Here is a 14,459-nt window from a genome sequence, read left to right as displayed (position 1 = left end):
CCCGCGCGACCATCACAGTGGATCGCGCGGGCAACACCTGCTTTGCCGGCTTATGGCGCGGCCGGAGCCGGTTCCGCGGCCGGGTAGTAGATCTCGCGGCGCAAGCGTTCCAAGTCGGGCCCCGCCGCAGCGGTTTGCGCGTACCGATCGGTCCGATTCACCCAGAACGCGAAGTTCGTCAGGTTTCCATAGATCGACCCGTATTCCTTCCGCTGGCCCGACAGACCGGGAACCATGCGCAGGAGCACGGGGATGTAACGGACTACCGCCTCGAGCTGGGCGCGATGCTCCGCCACTTGGCGCTGCACCTGCTCGATCGCGTCGTTGCGGGTGCAGCCCGTGTCGTGACGGACCACCCGCACCAGGTTGTAGGGGATCTGGTCGGCCTCGTCCTGGTCCAACCCCACCAGGTCGTTCTCCACGAAGGTCACCAAGAAGGCCAGTTCCTCGAGACGGCGGATCACGGGGTGGTTACGCAGCTTCGACGGCAGTTCGCGATCCTGGTACACCTCCACGCACGCGATGGCGGTCTCGATCCCGCTGGTCGACATCCGCAGCGGCAGATAATCGGCTACGGAGGGGATGTAGCCGTTGATGCGATGGTGCGCTTCGCATTCGGCCGCCTCGAACCACTCCTCGAGGCCGTCGAGGAACCGCTCCTGCCAGCGGGTGGTCCGGCCCGCACGCAGACGCGGCCACAAACTCGCCCAGGCCGTCGCGATCGCGCCGGGCCGTGCCGGCGCCTCCGGGGCCTGGCGCAGCATCGCCACCAGGCCGCGCCTCAGCGCGGTAACGGCGTTCGGGTCCCGCAGCTGCGGGTCCTCGAAGAGGTCGTCCAATACAACGGACAGCATGGCCATACCGATGGCGGTTCGTTCACGAGTGCCGTCCGTTGGGGCCAAGATCTCTGCCGCACCGAACCGCATCACTCCTGCCCATCGGTGGTGGTGATCGAACTCGGCTGGGGAGCGGACAAGTCCGGTATCCACCATCCAGCTCCGCACCCATTGCGTGAGCTCCTGCGGGAGCCCGTGATCATGGGCCGCGGGTGGCGGTGTCGCCTGCGGGGGAACCACCGACGGCGGAGTTCGCCGATCGAGTACCGAGCGGGCGTAGGCGGTCATCGCGTGGCGGATGTTCGGGTGAGCAGGCAGAGTGGCGAGCTGACCAGCAGCCTGGTCCATGAATTCATCGGCCATAGCCCGTGCTTCGTCCACGGCGCCGGAGGCAACGACGAGCTCGCGGGCACGTGCGGCTTGCTCACCTGTCATTGCTCTGCGTAGCAGGCGGACAAGCTCCCGGTCGCGGGCAGCCGCACGGATCACGGGCAGGGTGTAGATGCCCTCGGACAGATCCGTATTGACGGGTTTGCCCATTTCTTCGGCGGTCGAGGTCAGGTCGAGGATGTCGTCACACAGCTGGTAGGCCAGTCCGAAGTACCGACCGAACTGGGCAAGTGCCTCTTCTTGATCTTCGGGCCGACCGGCCTGCATCGCGCCCACCCGGCAGGCCAGCGAGAGCAGCACCGCCGTTTTGCCATGGATCGCGTCCAGGTAGGACTGCTCGCTGCGGGAGGCCGCGTAGAGGTCGGCGGCCTCGATCACCATGCCTTCGCACATCTGCTCACTCGCGATCGCCCCCGCGAGAACCTCGCGCTGGCCGAGTTCGGCCAGTATGCGCGTGCCCGAGGACGTCACGGAGTCGCCACCCAATACCGCCATATGGGATCCCCACACCGCATTGGCGTTGGGGCGGCCTCGGCGCAGAAAAGCATGATCGATGACATCGTCATGGTAGAGCGAGCCCAGGTGCAGCAGCTCCATCCCGGCGGCGGCGCGCACAGCGCGGTCGTCGGCCGGGGCCGCGGGGTCGGTGAGCAGGTAGTACGACAACAAGGTCAAGGTGGGACGGACCAGGCGGCGAGAGGTGACGGGCCCTTCGTCGGTGAGCGCGGTCAGCTCTGGCCTGTCTCGGAACTGCACGGGGCCGAGAACATCACGGACGCGGTCCAAGTCCGCCTCCAGATGCGGGAAGACAGCCGAATCGATTTCACGTGGCACGCAGATACTCCTGACTGGTTACATCGATCATCCACAACACCGCCGATCAATGGCTATCAATACCAGCATCACGCGGAAGATGTTGGTATCGGCCACTTTTCACACCACCGCAGCCTCATCGCGGTAGCATGGATGGTATCGAAGAATGCCGATCACGGCGGGTCAGCGCCAACTCCAGCCAGCCCAGAAACGTTGTGGCACAAGCACCTCCGATAGGTGCGCTCGTGCGGATGCGCCTCGGGGGCGGTGTTGGTACCTGACGACCTAACCTACGTCACCACAGTCCTGATGGCCTTCTCTGGTGAGGTGTGCATCGCGGACGGCGACGATCGCGGTGTCGATCAATGCTTCACCGATAACGAGGGCCGCGCCGTGATCTGGCTGCGAACCGCTGCCCACCCTGTCATTGCGGCTTCGCCACCATTTCCAACGTCGCGCGGGCACCGTCGCGATGCAGTGACCGCAACGCCGTCACGTATGCCTCGACGAATCGCGGCTGGTCCACCAGATCTCCGAATAGCGCGCGATTCTCCAGGAAAGAGGTGGGATTGTCGCGTTGTCCGCGGGCGAGCGGGGTCAAGGTGTCGGCCAGCCGGTCGACGACCTCGATCGGTTCGCCGTGTTCGTCGATGCCCTCGGCATACCGTGCCCAACTGGCGACGGCAGCTGCGGCCAGCCGCACCGAACGCCCCGCGGTCAGGTTTTCACGTACCACCGGCAGCAGCCATTTCGGGATGCGGTCCGACGATTCCGCGCACAGCCGGGCCACGGTATCTCGAATGTGCGCGTTGCCGAACCGTTCCAGCAGCGATGCGCGGAACGCATCGAGGCCCGGGATCGGAGTCAGCGTGGGCATCGCCTCGGAGTCCAGGTACCGGCCGAGGAATTCGGCGAACAGCGGATCCTGCGCCGCCTCGTGCACGAGCCGGTATCCGGCGAGATAGGCGAAATAGCACAGGCATTGATGCCCGGCATTGAGCAGACGCAGTTTCATCAGCTCGTAGGGCGTGACATCGTCGACCAGGTGCACGCCCGCCTCGTCGAGCGGCGGTCGCCCGGCAACGAAGTGGTCCTCGAGCGCCCAAGCCGTGAACGGTTCGGCGACCACCGGCCAGTCGTCGTGGACACCGGTGTCGGACTCGAGCCACGCGATCACCTCCGGCGTCGTGATGGGCGTGATGCGGTCCACCATCGAGTTGGGAAATCCGACATTGTCGTGGATCCATTGCGCCAGGGCCGGGTCGAGCTGTCGCGCATAGCCCATGAAGGCGCGGCGGGCGATGCGGCCGTTGCCCTCGATGTTGTCGCACGACACGATCGTCGGCGCCGCGATGCCGTGCTCGCGACGGCGTGCCAGGGCCGCGGTCACCAGGCCGAAGACGGTCACGGGAGGCTGCTCGCCGCTGAGGTCGCGGCGAATTGCCGTTGCCGTGCCATCGAATTCGCCGTCGGTGTCGCGGAGGTTGTAGCCGCCCTCGGTGATGGTCAGCGAGATGATCCGGATCGCGGGGTCGGCGAGCAGTGCCAATACGGCCTCGGGATCATCGGGCGCATAACGGAAATCGACGATCGAGCCGATCACGCGCGACTCGCGGGAGCCGTCGGGATGCGCCAGGGTCAGTGTGTAGAGTCCGTCCTGAGCCCGCAGCACATCGCGCATGCGTCGGTCCGCCGCCGTCACCCCGATGCCGCAGATACCCCATTCCAGGGCCCGGCCCTCGGACATCAGCCGATCCAGATACATGGCCTGGTGGGCACGATGGAATCCGCCGACACCGAAATGCGCGATACCGGCGCGGACCTGGTCGCGTTGGTATCGGGGACCGGGAATCGGCAAACGGGACAGGGTCATCCGATTCAACTTCACTGCTGCGCCACCTCGACGATCGACTTCAGATTGCCCGGCTGCCGGTCCGACTCCAACGCCTCAGCGGTCCGTTCCAGCGAGTATCGCGCGGTCACCATTGCGTCCAGATCGACGCGACCGCTCGCCACCAGTGCGATCGCGGCCGGCCACGTATCGGCGTAGCGGAATACCCCGGTGAGTATCAGTTCACGATTCTGAATCCGTTGCACCGGAAGCGACATCGTCGGTGCGCCCGAACCTACCAGCACCACGCGACCGGCCGGGCGCACCGCGGCGATACCCGCGGCCACCGCCGACGGCGCGCCCGAGGCGTCCACGAACGCGTCGACCGACGCCGGCAGGTCGTCGGTGCCCGGATCGATCGTGCCGGTCGCACCGAATCGGCAAGCCATCTCGCGCCGGTGCCGATCCGGGTCGCTGACGACGATCTCGGTCGCACCGTATGCGCTGGCCACCTGAACGACCATGACGCCGATCGGCCCGGCACCGGCCACCAGGACCCGCGCCCCGCCTCCGACAGCGGCCTTGCGGATCGCCGCGATGCCCACCGACAGCGGCTCGCACAGCGCCGCCGCTTCGTCCGACATCGCGGCGGGCACGGGGTGAGCGAAAGCGGCACCGATCGTGACGTATTCGCACAACGCGCCGTCGACCGGAGGCGTTGCGAAGAACCGCATATGCGGACACAGGTTGTAGTGCCCACGCCGAGACTCGGCACTGTTCGGGTCCGGACGCTGCGGCTCAATCGAAACACGTTGTCCGACACGCTCTTCGGACACGCCATCGCCCACCGCGACAATCATGCCACCGGCCTCGTGTCCGAGGATCAGCGGCGCCTCGACCACGAACTCCCCGATCCGCCCCGCACGGAAATAGTGCGCATCGGATCCGCAGACGCCGACGGCGTGCACCCGGATCAGCACATCACCCGGCGCCGGCCGGGGAACCTGCCTCTCCTGCATTTCGATTCGCCCTGGCTCGAGCAGCACGGCCGCCCGCATCCGAGAAGGTGTTGTCTGCGTCACACTTCGCATGCTAGCGTGGTGAGCATATTCACGCACCCCTGAGCATTTGCTCACGGGTTGGCAGGCATCGGAGTGGTTGTGATGGCCGGATCGGCGCTCAGCGGGCGAGTGCCCCTCGCACCGGGCTCGGTGCCGGAGGATCTGCGGCTGGCATTGCGCGCGGCCTCGCTCTATTACCTCGACGGGCTCACCCAGGCGGGAGTGGCTGCGCGGCTCGGTGTTTCGCGACCGACCGCGGGGCGATTGATCGCGCGGGCGAAGGCTCGGGGCCTGGTCCGCATCGAGATCGTGGTGCCCGACGATCAGCGCGACACTCTGTACGCCGATGAAGAGAGCGCGCTGGAGCGCGCATTCGGGCTCACCGAGGCCGTCGTCGTCGGCGATACCGTCGATGCCGCGGGACCACTCGACGATCCGGCGAGCTGGGTCGGGGTGGGCCGGGCGGCCGCCAGGCTGCTTACCCGCCGCCTGTCGGAATCGGACATGCTCGGTTTCACCTGGGGACCGGAGACCGTCGCAGTGGCACGCGGGCTCCCGACCGGCGCGGCCACCTGTCGCGCGATCGTGCAACTCGACGGCGCGATGACCACAGCCAACTATCAGACGGGCAGCGAATACGTCCTGGGCCGCTGCGCCGAGCAATTGCAGGCCGACATGATCCGGCTGCCCGCGCCGCTGTACGCGGACGCGGCCACCGTCGCCTCGCTGCGTTCCGATTCGGTGCTCTCGGTCGCCCTGGCGGCGGGGCGCACCGCCGGCGCGATGGTCTTCGGTGTCGGCGCGGTATCCACCTCGACCACACTGTTCGACGGTAGCTACCTGGATACCGCGATGCTGCACGCACTGACCGCGCAGGGGGCGGTCGGCGAGATCGGCGGGCGGTTCTTCGCGGCCGACGGCACCGTCCTCGATACCGAAATGCGCGACCGCACGGTGTCGGTGCCGCTGGAGGACATCCGGGAGTGTCCGAAATCCGTCCTGTTGACCGGCGGCGCCGCCAAGTACGAGGCCGCGCTCGGTGCGCTGCGTGGCCGGTTCGCCCGGTTCTTGGTCTGTGACATCGATTGTGCGCGTTGGCTTCTCGAACAGCAGTGAGATCCATGGGGAAATGAGGTAGGTATGAAACCCCGTCTGCTCGCGGCCGCCTTCTCGGCGCTGTGCCTGACGCTGTCCGGATGCGCGGGTGCCGGTTCGCTCGGCGCCTCGGGCAATACCGTCACCATCGCGATGGTCTCCAATTCACAGATGACCGACGCGCAGAAGTTGGCGAAGCAGTTCGAAGCGGCGAATCCGGATATCGACCTGCGGTTCATCACACTGTCGGAGAATCAGGCGCGCGCCAAGATCACCGCGTCCACAGCGATGGGCGGCGGCGAGTTCGACGTGGTGATGATCAGCAACTACGAGACCCGGCAGTGGGCCGAGAACCATTGGCTGGTAGACCTTTCCGACTACATCCGCAAGACACCCGGATACGACGAGAACGACTTCATCCCGTCACTGCGGGAGTCGCTGTCCTACAACGGCGCCATGTACTCCGTGCCGTTCTACGGCGAGTCCTCGTTCCTCATGTACCGCAAGGATCTGTTCGAACAGGCCGGAATCACGCTGTCGCCCAAGCCCACCTGGGCAGAGGTCGCCGACGCCGCGGCCAAGCTGGACCGCCCCGATCTGGCGGGCATCTGCCTGCGTGGTAAACCCGGTTGGGGCGAAGTGCTGGCACCGGTGGACACCGTGATCAACACGTTCGGCGGGCGCTGGTTCGACGAGCAGTGGCGCCCGCAGCTGACCAGCCGGGAAACCGAGCAGGCCGTGCAATTCTATGTCGACCTGGTGCGGTCGCACGGCCAACCGGGTGCCGCGACCAGCGGGTTCGGTGAATGCGCGACGCAGCTGACACAGGGCAGGGTCGCCATGTGGTACGACGCGACCTCGGCGGTGTCGGTCCTGGAGGATCCGCAACAGAGCAAGGTCGTCGGCAAGATCGGGTACGCTCCGGCGCCGATCGCGGTCAAGGACCACTCTGGATGGCTGTACACCTGGTCGCTCGGCATCCCGGTCAACAGTAAGCACCACGATGCCGCCTGGCGATTCATCTCCTGGATGACCGATAAGGCCTATCTGCGGACCGTGGGTGAACAGCTGGGATGGGAGCGGGTGCCGCCGGGCAGTCGGCTCTCGACCTACGACATTCCCGAATACCGGCGGGCCGCAGCGGCTTTCGGGCCGCTGACGCTGGAGTCGATCGAGAACGCCGAGCCGGATCACCCCACCGTGCAACCGGTTCCGTACACCGGTGTGCAGTTCCTCGCGATCCCGGAGTTCCAGGACCTCGGTACCCGGGTGAGCCAGCAGATCAGCGCGGCGATCGCCGGGCAGAAGTCGGTCGCCGAGGCACTGTCCCAAGCACAGGAGTACGCCGAGGCGGTCGGTAAGACATACCGGGAGAAGAAATGACGACTGCCGCCGCTGACATCGACTCGGCCCCCCTTGCCGAGCGGGTGCACCGAATCCGGGAAAACAAGAACGCCACGGTGTCTCGCACCGAAGGCTGGCGTCGGCGCGGTCCGCTGCTCCCGGCGCTGATCTTCATGATCGTGGTCACCCAGGTGCCGTTCCTGTTCACGCTGTACTACTCGACGCAGTCGTGGAACCTGGTCCGGCCCGGATCGCGCCGGTTCGTGGGCCTGCGGAACTATCTCGAGATCGTGCGGGACAGCCAGTTCTGGTCGGTCACGGTCAACACCGTTGTGCTGATCGTCGGTGTGGTACTGATCTCGGCGGTCCTCGGCCTGCTGCTCGCCTTGCTGTTGGACCGCGCCTTCCTCGGCCGCGGTATCGTGCGGACGCTGCTGATCACCCCATTCCTGGTGACCCCCGTTGCGGGGGCGCTGGTTTGGAAGACAGCGATGCTCGACCCGGTATTCGGGATCGTCAACTTCGCACTCAGGCCGTTCGGCGTGCACGACGTGGACTGGGTCAGCCGGTATCCGTTGGCGTCGGTGATGATCGAAATGGTCTGGCAGTGGACGCCGTTCATGATGCTGCTCATCCTGGCCGGACTGCAGTCCATGCCGCGCGACATCCTAGAGGCCGGGCGGGTGGACGGAGCGGGCGCGTTCGCACTGTTCCGGGAGTTGACGCTGCCGCATCTGCGGCGGTTCATCGAACTCGGGGTGGTGCTGGGCGCGGTCTACCTGGTCAACACCTTCGATGCGATCTACATGATGACCCAGGGCGGTCCCGGCATCGCCAGCGCCAACCTGCCGTTCTATATCTACCAGCGCGCGTTCCTCGGCTTCGACATCGGCCAGGCCGCCGCGATGGGTGTGGTCGTAGTGGTCGGCACGATCATCCTCGCGACGAGCGCGCTCCGGCTGATCTTCACATCGTTCACCGGTAAAGAGGAGGCGGCCTGATGAGCACCGCGACATCCACTACTTCGGCGACCTCGGAGCAGGCTTTCGAGGCACCACGGACGCGTCGAATCCGCAAGCGCCGCAGCATGAATCCGTGGGGTGTGGTGGCCTGGATCGCCGCACTCGGGTTCTTCTTCCCGGTGTTGTGGATGGTCCTGACCGCGTTCAAACAAGAAGGCGACGCATATACCGACCCACCCAAGCTGGTCTTCGCGCCGACGCTGGATCAGTTCCGCGCGGTATTCGATCAGGGAGTCGGCACCGGCCTGATCAATTCGACCTTCGCGACCGTCGTGTCGACGGCGCTGGTGCTGGCCCTGGGTGTCCCCGCGGCGTTCGCGCTGTCGCTGCGGCCGGTGCGCAAGACGCGTGATGCGATGTTCTTCTTCCTCAGTACGAAGATGCTGCCCGTGGTGGCGGCGATCCTGCCGCTGTATGTGATCGTGTCCGACCTGGGGCTGCTGGACAACATCTGGGCGCTGGTCATCCTCTACACCGCGATGAATCTGCCGATCGCGGTGTGGATGATGCGCTCGTTCTTCCTGGAAGTGCCCGGCGAAATCCTCGAAGCCGCCAGCCTGGACGGGGCCAGCCTGTGGCGGTCGGTCCGCGAGGTGGTACTGCCGCTGGTCTCCCCCGGTATCGCCGCTACGGCGCTGATCTGTCTGATCTTCGCGTGGAACGAATTCTTCTTCGCGGTGAATCTGACTGCGGTGCAAGCACAGACGATGCCGGTGTTCCTGGTCGGCTTCATCGCCGGTGAGGGCCTGTACTGGGCCAAACTGTCCGCCGCCGCCACCATGGCCGCGCTGCCGGTGGTGCTGGCGGGCTGGCTGGCACAGAACAAGCTGGTGCGCGGGCTGTCGTTCGGCGCCATCAAGTAAGGAAAGGGACTCGGCCATGGTTGCCATCGCCTACCGAAATGCCTCGTGCATCTACTCCGGAGCGGACACGCTCGCGGTCGACTCATTGGATCTGGACATCGACGACGGCGAATTCGTCGTCCTGGTCGGACCTTCGGGATCCGGAAAGTCCACCGCCCTGCGCATGCTCGCCGGTCTCGAGGCTATCGATGAGGGGAGCATCGAGATCGGCGGCAAGGACGTGACGGACGTGCCGTCCAAGGACCGCGACATCGCGATGGTGTTCCAGAACTACGCGCTGTACCCGAACAAGACGGTCGCCGAGAACATGGGATTCGCACTGAAGATGCGTGGGATCCCGCCCGACGAGCGTCGGCGTAAGGTCCGCAAGGTCGCCGCGTTGCTCGACCTGACCGAGTACCTGGACCGCAAGCCCGCAAAGCTGTCCGGCGGGCAGCGACAGCGAGTTGCCATGGGGCGTGCCATCGTTCGGGAACCGCAGGTGTTCTGCATGGACGAGCCCCTGTCGAATCTCGACGCGAAGCTGCGGGTGCAGACCCGGACCCAGATCGCCGCGCTGCAGCGACGGTTGGGCACCACCACGGTCTACGTCACCCACGACCAGGTGGAGGCGATGACGATGGGTGATCGGGTGGCGGTGCTGCGCGGTGGCAAGCTGCAGCAGTTCGCCTCGCCCGCCGAACTCTACGACCGGCCCGTCAACACCTTCGTCGCGGGTTTCATCGGGTCACCTGCGATGAACCTGATCACCGCACCCATCGTCGCCGAAGGAGTGCGCATCGGTAGTTCCGTGCTGGAACTGGAACGAGACCAGATCGCATTGCTGCACGAGGAGAAACTCGTCACCGTCACCGTGGGCGTGCGGCCCGAGCAATTCGAACTCACGGAGGCGGGAATCGAGGCGACCGTCGAACTGATCGAAAGCCTGGGTAGCGAATCGTTCATCCACACCCACACCGAACCGGATATCCGGCTCGTCGCCCGCTGCCCCGGCCGAGCCCCGGTCGCCCTGGCCGAGACGGTCCGGCTCCGCAAGCGCCCGGAAAGCATTGTGCACCTGTTCCATCCCGACAGCGGACACCGTCTCGGCGCGTAGTCAGCGTTCCACGGCCACCCCGGCGCGGTTGTCCCGGCTAGAGCTGAGCAGACCGGCCGCCCACAGCGCTACCGCGATGTATAGCACCTGTTCGGGTATCCGAATCCACAGCGGAGACGCCGGTGCACCGTTGAACGGGGTGTCGGATACGGCGGCGTAGATATTGGCGGGCAGCAGCGTGACGAACAGTGCGGCCAAACCGATCCCGGCCGGTCGACGGGTCCCGGCGAGGACCAGCCCCAGCGCGCCGAGCAGTTCCAGCACACCGGTCAGGTACACCATGAAATCCGGAAATGGCACGAACGGTGGCACCATCGGCACCAGATCGCCGTGGGTGGGAGCGGGTCCGTCGGCGAGGCTGTCGGGCAGGAAATGCGTTGTGCCGGTGAGCACCAGCATCGCCGCGAGCGCATACGCCGCGCACGTCGGCCAGTCGGTGAATCGCTTGGCTCCCAGCGCACCCGCCGGTCGCAGCCCGAGCAGGACGATCAGGAGAAAAATCAGGGTTTCCATTTATGCCTCCGCATGCGTGGGTCGTTGTGGTTCCGGTCGGTATGCCGGGAGGAATCGGATGAGCAGGTAGCCGAGTACGCCGAGCGGCGCGAACAGGACGGTGAACATCAGCAGTCCGCTGATCAACAGCGGATGGATGCCACGTTCGCGGCTGTCGGAGTAGATCCAGTGGCCGAGAAACAGATCGAATCCGACGAAGTGCGCCCACGCCGCGGCCGCGCCGGTACCACCGGCGAGAATTGCTTGCAGCCCAGGCAGGTTCGGGGCGGTGAGCGTGGCCAGGAACGGCCCGAATTCCGGTAGCACCAGCGCCGCGTAGATCAGCAACGGCGGCGCGCAGATCAGCGGTGACGCGACAATGGTCGGCGTTCGGTGCCAGCGCGGCGCCAGGATCATGAGTGCCCAGAAGGGCGCGGCCAGCCAGAAGGTCAGCTCGAACAGCGAACGGGTCATCGAGTCGCTCCGATCGCACGTCGTGGCTCGGGTGCTATGAGCGTGGACCGCGGTCGCCGCCGCATGATCAGCAAGGCCGATCCGGCTGCGGCAGTGCTGATTACGCCGAGTGCCAGCAAAGTCGGTCCGTCCGGATGCACCAGGGATTGTCCGCGCAGCGCCTGCCAGGTCAGCACGGCGAGGACACCGCCGAAGCCAGCCGCCGCAACGGTCACGAGCGCTGCCCTGGATCGGGCCGATCGCAACACAGTAATGCGGCGCGCACCGAATTCCAGGGCGATGACGACCAGCGCAAGCAGTTGCACCGCATGCATGCCGACAAAATGCGGGATGCGTAGATCGCCACCGGTGGTACTCCAACCGAGAATCGGCAGGCCCGGTCCGCCGTCAGGGAGACCGACAGTATGCGCGCCTCGGATGGCGCTGCCGGTCTGCCGTTGGGCCTGGGTCGGCACCACCATGAGTATCCCGAGCGCCGCACCGATCAGGGATAGTCCGGCCCCGTAGCGGATCGCGGCGTTGCGTGCCGGATCCGGCGCCGGATTGCGGAACAGCACGAGCGATACAACCAGCGTCGCCACCCAGACCACGACTATGGACAGCCCCATGGTGTCCCACAGCGCCGCATCGAGCGGAGTCGTGAAGTTGAAATGGCTGGTGGTGCCGCGCACGATCTGAGTCACGATAACGGCCAATTCCACACCGAGTCCGACGGCCGCCACCGTGCCCGCCCACCAGGAGATCAGCCACCAACGGGTGAGCTGGGCAATCAGCCACGCCCAGGTAACGGCATAGATCAGCACCGAGAGCGCGAATTTCACCGCTTTGGCCCAGATCGGCAGTCCGGTCAGGATGCGATCGTCGACGATCAGGCCCCCGATAGAGAAAAGAACAAGCAGCGCCATCACGATGGCGAGCAGCATGAGTGGACGGTGCCAATGCAGGGCGGTCATGTCGGGTCCTTCGGCGGTGCCGCGTGGATGTTGATGTGGTGTTCGGTGGCACGGGGCCAGCCCGGGTCGCCGTCACGGATGAAGCCGGTCCAGCGCTCGCGCATGTACTCGACCAGTTCCTCCGGCCGCTCGCCCATGAGCATCGGTGCGTGCGCCCACGCGGCCGCACTGCCGAGTAGGAACGGCAGATCCAGACAGTGACAGGCGCCGAAGGGGCTGGCCGCGGGATGCCAGTCGAACCGGTAGAGCCATGCGGCATTTCCTTGCTCGGCAAGGGTTTGCGCCAAGCGCAGGGTCGAACCGCGGAACAGTTGGTCTGTGACGGTGTCGGCGGCGTCGGTGAACATCGCCGCCGCCTCGTCTTTTGTCGTTCCCAGCAGGACCTCGACGCCCGCCGCGAAGTCCGAACGCACCAAGTCTGCGCCGACGCGATCACCATCGGCGACCAGTTGATAGGGCGGAACCGCGCCACCGCCCCGCGCCGCCACCGCGTACTGCGCCGAGAGCAGGTCGGCGACCGGAATATCGAATAGTCGCCGCTGCTCGTCCGGTGCAAGATCCAACTCGCGCAACAGCATTCGCCCGGCGGCCACCGCATCCTCGGGTGACGTGGGCGGCATGCCCGCGGGGGCGCTCTGCAAGATCGCGCGTCGAAACAGCCCAGTACCATCGGTTCCGGCCAGCATCGCCAGGATCGAGAGCGCGCCACCGGATTGCCCGGCGACGGTGATCCGCGCCGGATCCCCGCCGAATGCCGCGATATTGTCCCGCACCCACCGCAGTGCGGCCAGTTGGTCCAGCAATCCGAGGTTGCCTTCGCTCACCCCGGGCAAGTACAGATATCCGAGTGCACCGAGTCGATAGTTGACCGTCACCACCACGATGTCGCCGTGCTCGGCCAACTCCGCACCGTCGTACCAGGCCAATCCGCCCGAGCCGCTGGTGAATCCGCCGCCGTGCAGGAATACCAGCACCGGATGACCGGATCCGGCCGGTGCCCAGACATTGAGTGACAGACAATCCTCGGCCTGGGCAACGGTGAACCCGCCCATTACCCGCTCCAGGCGAGACGCCAATTGCGGTGCGGCCGGGCCGATCTCGACGCTGTCGCGGATGCCCGACCAAGGCGCGAGCGCGTGCGGCGCGGCAAACCGCTGTGCGGTCGCGAAAGGAATGCCGCGGAACGCGGCCACCGCCCCCTCGAAACTCCCCCTGACCTTCCCGGCGGAAGTCTCGACGATCATCACGCGACGAATGCCAGGCCCGCGCCATATGCGTGGCGCGCGGACACAAAGAATCCGGCCGCGGTGGTACGGGTCGGCGTGCCACCGTCTTCCACGATCCGGCGCGCGTGGTCGACATCATCGACCCGGATGGTCATCGCCGCGAAATACGACGGCGCGGGCACCGGCTCGTCCGGCAGCACCTGCGCGGCGTGCGACGTCCGAACGAATTCCAGTCGAATCTCTTTGTGCGCCAGCACTGTCGACAATCCTTCGGTGGTCGGGTCGACAGCGATGATGCGCCGGTAGCGGTCGACGATCTCGTCGAACTCGGTGTCGGCGGCCACAATCGTCAGCGCCGTGATCGCGCGCGCACGGTTGGCATGGCCGAGATACCGTGACTGGTGTACGTATTCGCGGGTCAAGTGCTGGGAGATGCCGAGCAGACCCTCGGATGTGCCGCGCGGGTCGATGTGTACCGTGCGGGCGCGCATGGTCCGAACGCCGTCCTCGGTGTCCACGTCACGTTCCAAATCGAGCACACCGGAAGCGGGCAGCCCGGCATTGATGAGCCGGTCGCTGACCGCGGCGGCGTCGTCGGTCTCCAGGTTCAGAATCCGAAAGCCATCCGGCAACGGCTTCGCGTGCCACGGGTCCGGCGCGGACGCGTCGACGATACCGAACAACTCGATGTACGAGTTGCCGAACACCGCGCATTCATTGGCGGTGCAACCCAGCACCGCAGGTTCACCCGGCCGCTGGCTCATCAGATGCCGCGACCGCGGAGTCAAGGTGAATCCGAAGGACCGGTATCTGTTCGTCATCGCATCGAAGTCACTGCCCTTGAGCCCGGTGTGGTGGATGGCTCCGATGTACTGCTGGTCGATGTCGTCGTTCATGCGGACGAGCCTGCTCGGCCGCAGCGCCGAAGTCCCTTATCGGGCTCTCGACGCCGTTTTCGGACAA

The 14,459-nt window shown here is 66.0% G+C and carries 13 protein-coding genes; 5 read left to right on the top strand and 8 right to left on the bottom strand.

The window, feature by feature from the left end; all coding sequences use genetic code 11:
* Window positions 1-50 precede the first annotated feature (50 nt).
* From AB0L58_RS03170 to AB0L58_RS03160, 3 genes are all read right to left on the bottom strand, one after another.
* Window positions 51-2,060 (bottom strand): polyprenyl synthetase family protein, encoded by a 2,010-nt coding sequence (locus AB0L58_RS03170; protein ID WP_364380042.1) that lies wholly within the window; start codon window positions 2,058-2,060, stop codon window positions 51-53.
* A 403-nt stretch (window positions 2,061-2,463) separates the two neighbouring features.
* Window positions 2,464-3,927: a mannitol dehydrogenase family protein gene (locus AB0L58_RS03165; RefSeq protein ID WP_364380039.1), complete on the bottom strand. Its 1,464-nt coding sequence runs from the start codon at window positions 3,925-3,927 to the stop codon at window positions 2,464-2,466.
* Window positions 3,924-4,928 (bottom strand): NAD(P)-dependent alcohol dehydrogenase, encoded by a 1,005-nt coding sequence (locus AB0L58_RS03160; protein ID WP_364380226.1) that lies wholly within the window; start codon window positions 4,926-4,928, stop codon window positions 3,924-3,926. Before AB0L58_RS03160 ends, AB0L58_RS03165 begins: the two co-directional genes overlap by 4 nt.
* Before the next feature lie 105 nt (window positions 4,929-5,033).
* Between AB0L58_RS03160 and AB0L58_RS03155 the strand changes: the two genes are divergently transcribed.
* Genes AB0L58_RS03155 through ugpC form a run of 5 tightly spaced genes read left to right on the top strand, consistent with a single transcriptional unit; the run spans window position 5,034 to window position 10,351 of the window.
* Window positions 5,034-6,047 (top strand): sugar-binding domain-containing protein, encoded by a 1,014-nt coding sequence (locus tag AB0L58_RS03155; RefSeq protein WP_364380223.1) that lies wholly within the window; start codon window positions 5,034-5,036, stop codon window positions 6,045-6,047.
* 24 nt (window positions 6,048-6,071) lie between these two features.
* Entirely contained in the window at window positions 6,072-7,409 is a 1,338-nt protein-coding gene (locus tag AB0L58_RS03150; protein WP_364380036.1) for a sugar ABC transporter substrate-binding protein, read from the top strand.
* A complete protein-coding gene (locus AB0L58_RS03145) occupies window positions 7,406-8,371 on the top strand; it encodes a sugar ABC transporter permease (protein ID WP_364380033.1) in 966 nt (321 codons plus the stop codon). The genes AB0L58_RS03150 and AB0L58_RS03145 overlap by 4 nt, the downstream gene beginning before the upstream one ends.
* Complete coding sequence (locus tag AB0L58_RS03140; RefSeq protein WP_364380030.1) at window positions 8,371-9,255, top strand: carbohydrate ABC transporter permease; 885 nt, start codon at window positions 8,371-8,373, stop codon at window positions 9,253-9,255. Before AB0L58_RS03145 ends, AB0L58_RS03140 begins: the two co-directional genes overlap by 1 nt.
* A gap of 16 nt (window positions 9,256-9,271) precedes the next feature.
* Window positions 9,272-10,351, top strand: coding sequence for a sn-glycerol-3-phosphate ABC transporter ATP-binding protein UgpC (gene ugpC, locus AB0L58_RS03135; protein WP_364380027.1), 1,080 nt, complete (start codon window positions 9,272-9,274; stop codon window positions 10,349-10,351).
* Here the strand turns inward: ugpC and AB0L58_RS03130 are convergent, their stop codons facing one another.
* Genes AB0L58_RS03130 through AB0L58_RS03110 form a run of 5 tightly spaced genes read right to left on the bottom strand, consistent with a single transcriptional unit; the run spans window position 10,352 to window position 14,392 of the window.
* A complete protein-coding gene (locus AB0L58_RS03130) occupies window positions 10,352-10,864 on the bottom strand; it encodes a hypothetical protein (RefSeq protein ID WP_364380024.1) in 513 nt (170 codons plus the stop codon).
* Window positions 10,865-11,317 carry an ABA4-like family protein gene (locus AB0L58_RS03125; protein ID WP_364380021.1) on the bottom strand — a complete coding sequence of 151 codons (453 nt, stop codon included), beginning with the start codon at window positions 11,315-11,317 and terminating at the stop codon, window positions 10,865-10,867. It lies immediately after the preceding gene.
* Window positions 11,314-12,270: a hypothetical protein gene (locus AB0L58_RS03120; protein ID WP_364380018.1), complete on the bottom strand. Its 957-nt coding sequence runs from the start codon at window positions 12,268-12,270 to the stop codon at window positions 11,314-11,316. The genes AB0L58_RS03125 and AB0L58_RS03120 overlap by 4 nt, the downstream gene beginning before the upstream one ends.
* Window positions 12,267-13,514, bottom strand: coding sequence for a carboxylesterase family protein (locus AB0L58_RS03115; RefSeq protein ID WP_364380220.1), 1,248 nt, complete (start codon window positions 13,512-13,514; stop codon window positions 12,267-12,269). Before AB0L58_RS03115 ends, AB0L58_RS03120 begins: the two co-directional genes overlap by 4 nt.
* Complete coding sequence (locus AB0L58_RS03110; RefSeq protein ID WP_364380015.1) at window positions 13,514-14,392, bottom strand: VOC family protein; 879 nt, start codon at window positions 14,390-14,392, stop codon at window positions 13,514-13,516. The genes AB0L58_RS03115 and AB0L58_RS03110 overlap by 1 nt, the downstream gene beginning before the upstream one ends.
* Between the last annotated feature and the right edge of the window lie 67 nt (window positions 14,393-14,459).

Origin of the sequence: Nocardia sp. NPDC052112 (assembly GCF_040680135.1) — a bacterium.
Classification (GTDB): domain Bacteria; phylum Actinomycetota; class Actinomycetes; order Mycobacteriales; family Mycobacteriaceae; genus Nocardia.
Note: the sequence above shows the minus strand (reverse complement) of the source record. Positions and strands in the feature narration are given on the sequence as shown.

Bases quoted from the DNA above. Each gene is read 5' to 3' on its own strand.
- AB0L58_RS03110 (WP_364380015.1), bottom strand. From the start codon at position 14,392: ATGAACGACGACATCGACCAGCAGTACATCGGAGCCATCCACCACACC.
- ugpC (WP_364380027.1), top strand. From the start codon at position 9,272: ATGGTTGCCATCGCCTACCGAAATGCCTCGTGCATCTACTCCGGAGCG.
- AB0L58_RS03155 (WP_364380223.1), top strand. From the start codon at position 5,034: ATGGCCGGATCGGCGCTCAGCGGGCGAGTGCCCCTCGCACCGGGCTCG.
- AB0L58_RS03120 (WP_364380018.1), bottom strand. From the start codon at position 12,270: ATGACCGCCCTGCATTGGCACCGTCCACTCATGCTGCTCGCCATCGTG.
- AB0L58_RS03115 (WP_364380220.1), bottom strand. From the start codon at position 13,514: ATGATCGTCGAGACTTCCGCCGGGAAGGTCAGGGGGAGTTTCGAGGGG.
- AB0L58_RS03125 (WP_364380021.1), bottom strand. From the start codon at position 11,317: ATGACCCGTTCGCTGTTCGAGCTGACCTTCTGGCTGGCCGCGCCCTTC.
- AB0L58_RS03160 (WP_364380226.1), bottom strand. From the start codon at position 4,928: ATGCGGGCGGCCGTGCTGCTCGAGCCAGGGCGAATCGAAATGCAGGAG.
- AB0L58_RS03130 (WP_364380024.1), bottom strand. From the start codon at position 10,864: ATGGAAACCCTGATTTTTCTCCTGATCGTCCTGCTCGGGCTGCGACCG.
- AB0L58_RS03140 (WP_364380030.1), top strand. From the start codon at position 8,371: ATGAGCACCGCGACATCCACTACTTCGGCGACCTCGGAGCAGGCTTTC.
- AB0L58_RS03150 (WP_364380036.1), top strand. From the start codon at position 6,072: ATGAAACCCCGTCTGCTCGCGGCCGCCTTCTCGGCGCTGTGCCTGACG.
- AB0L58_RS03145 (WP_364380033.1), top strand. From the start codon at position 7,406: ATGACGACTGCCGCCGCTGACATCGACTCGGCCCCCCTTGCCGAGCGG.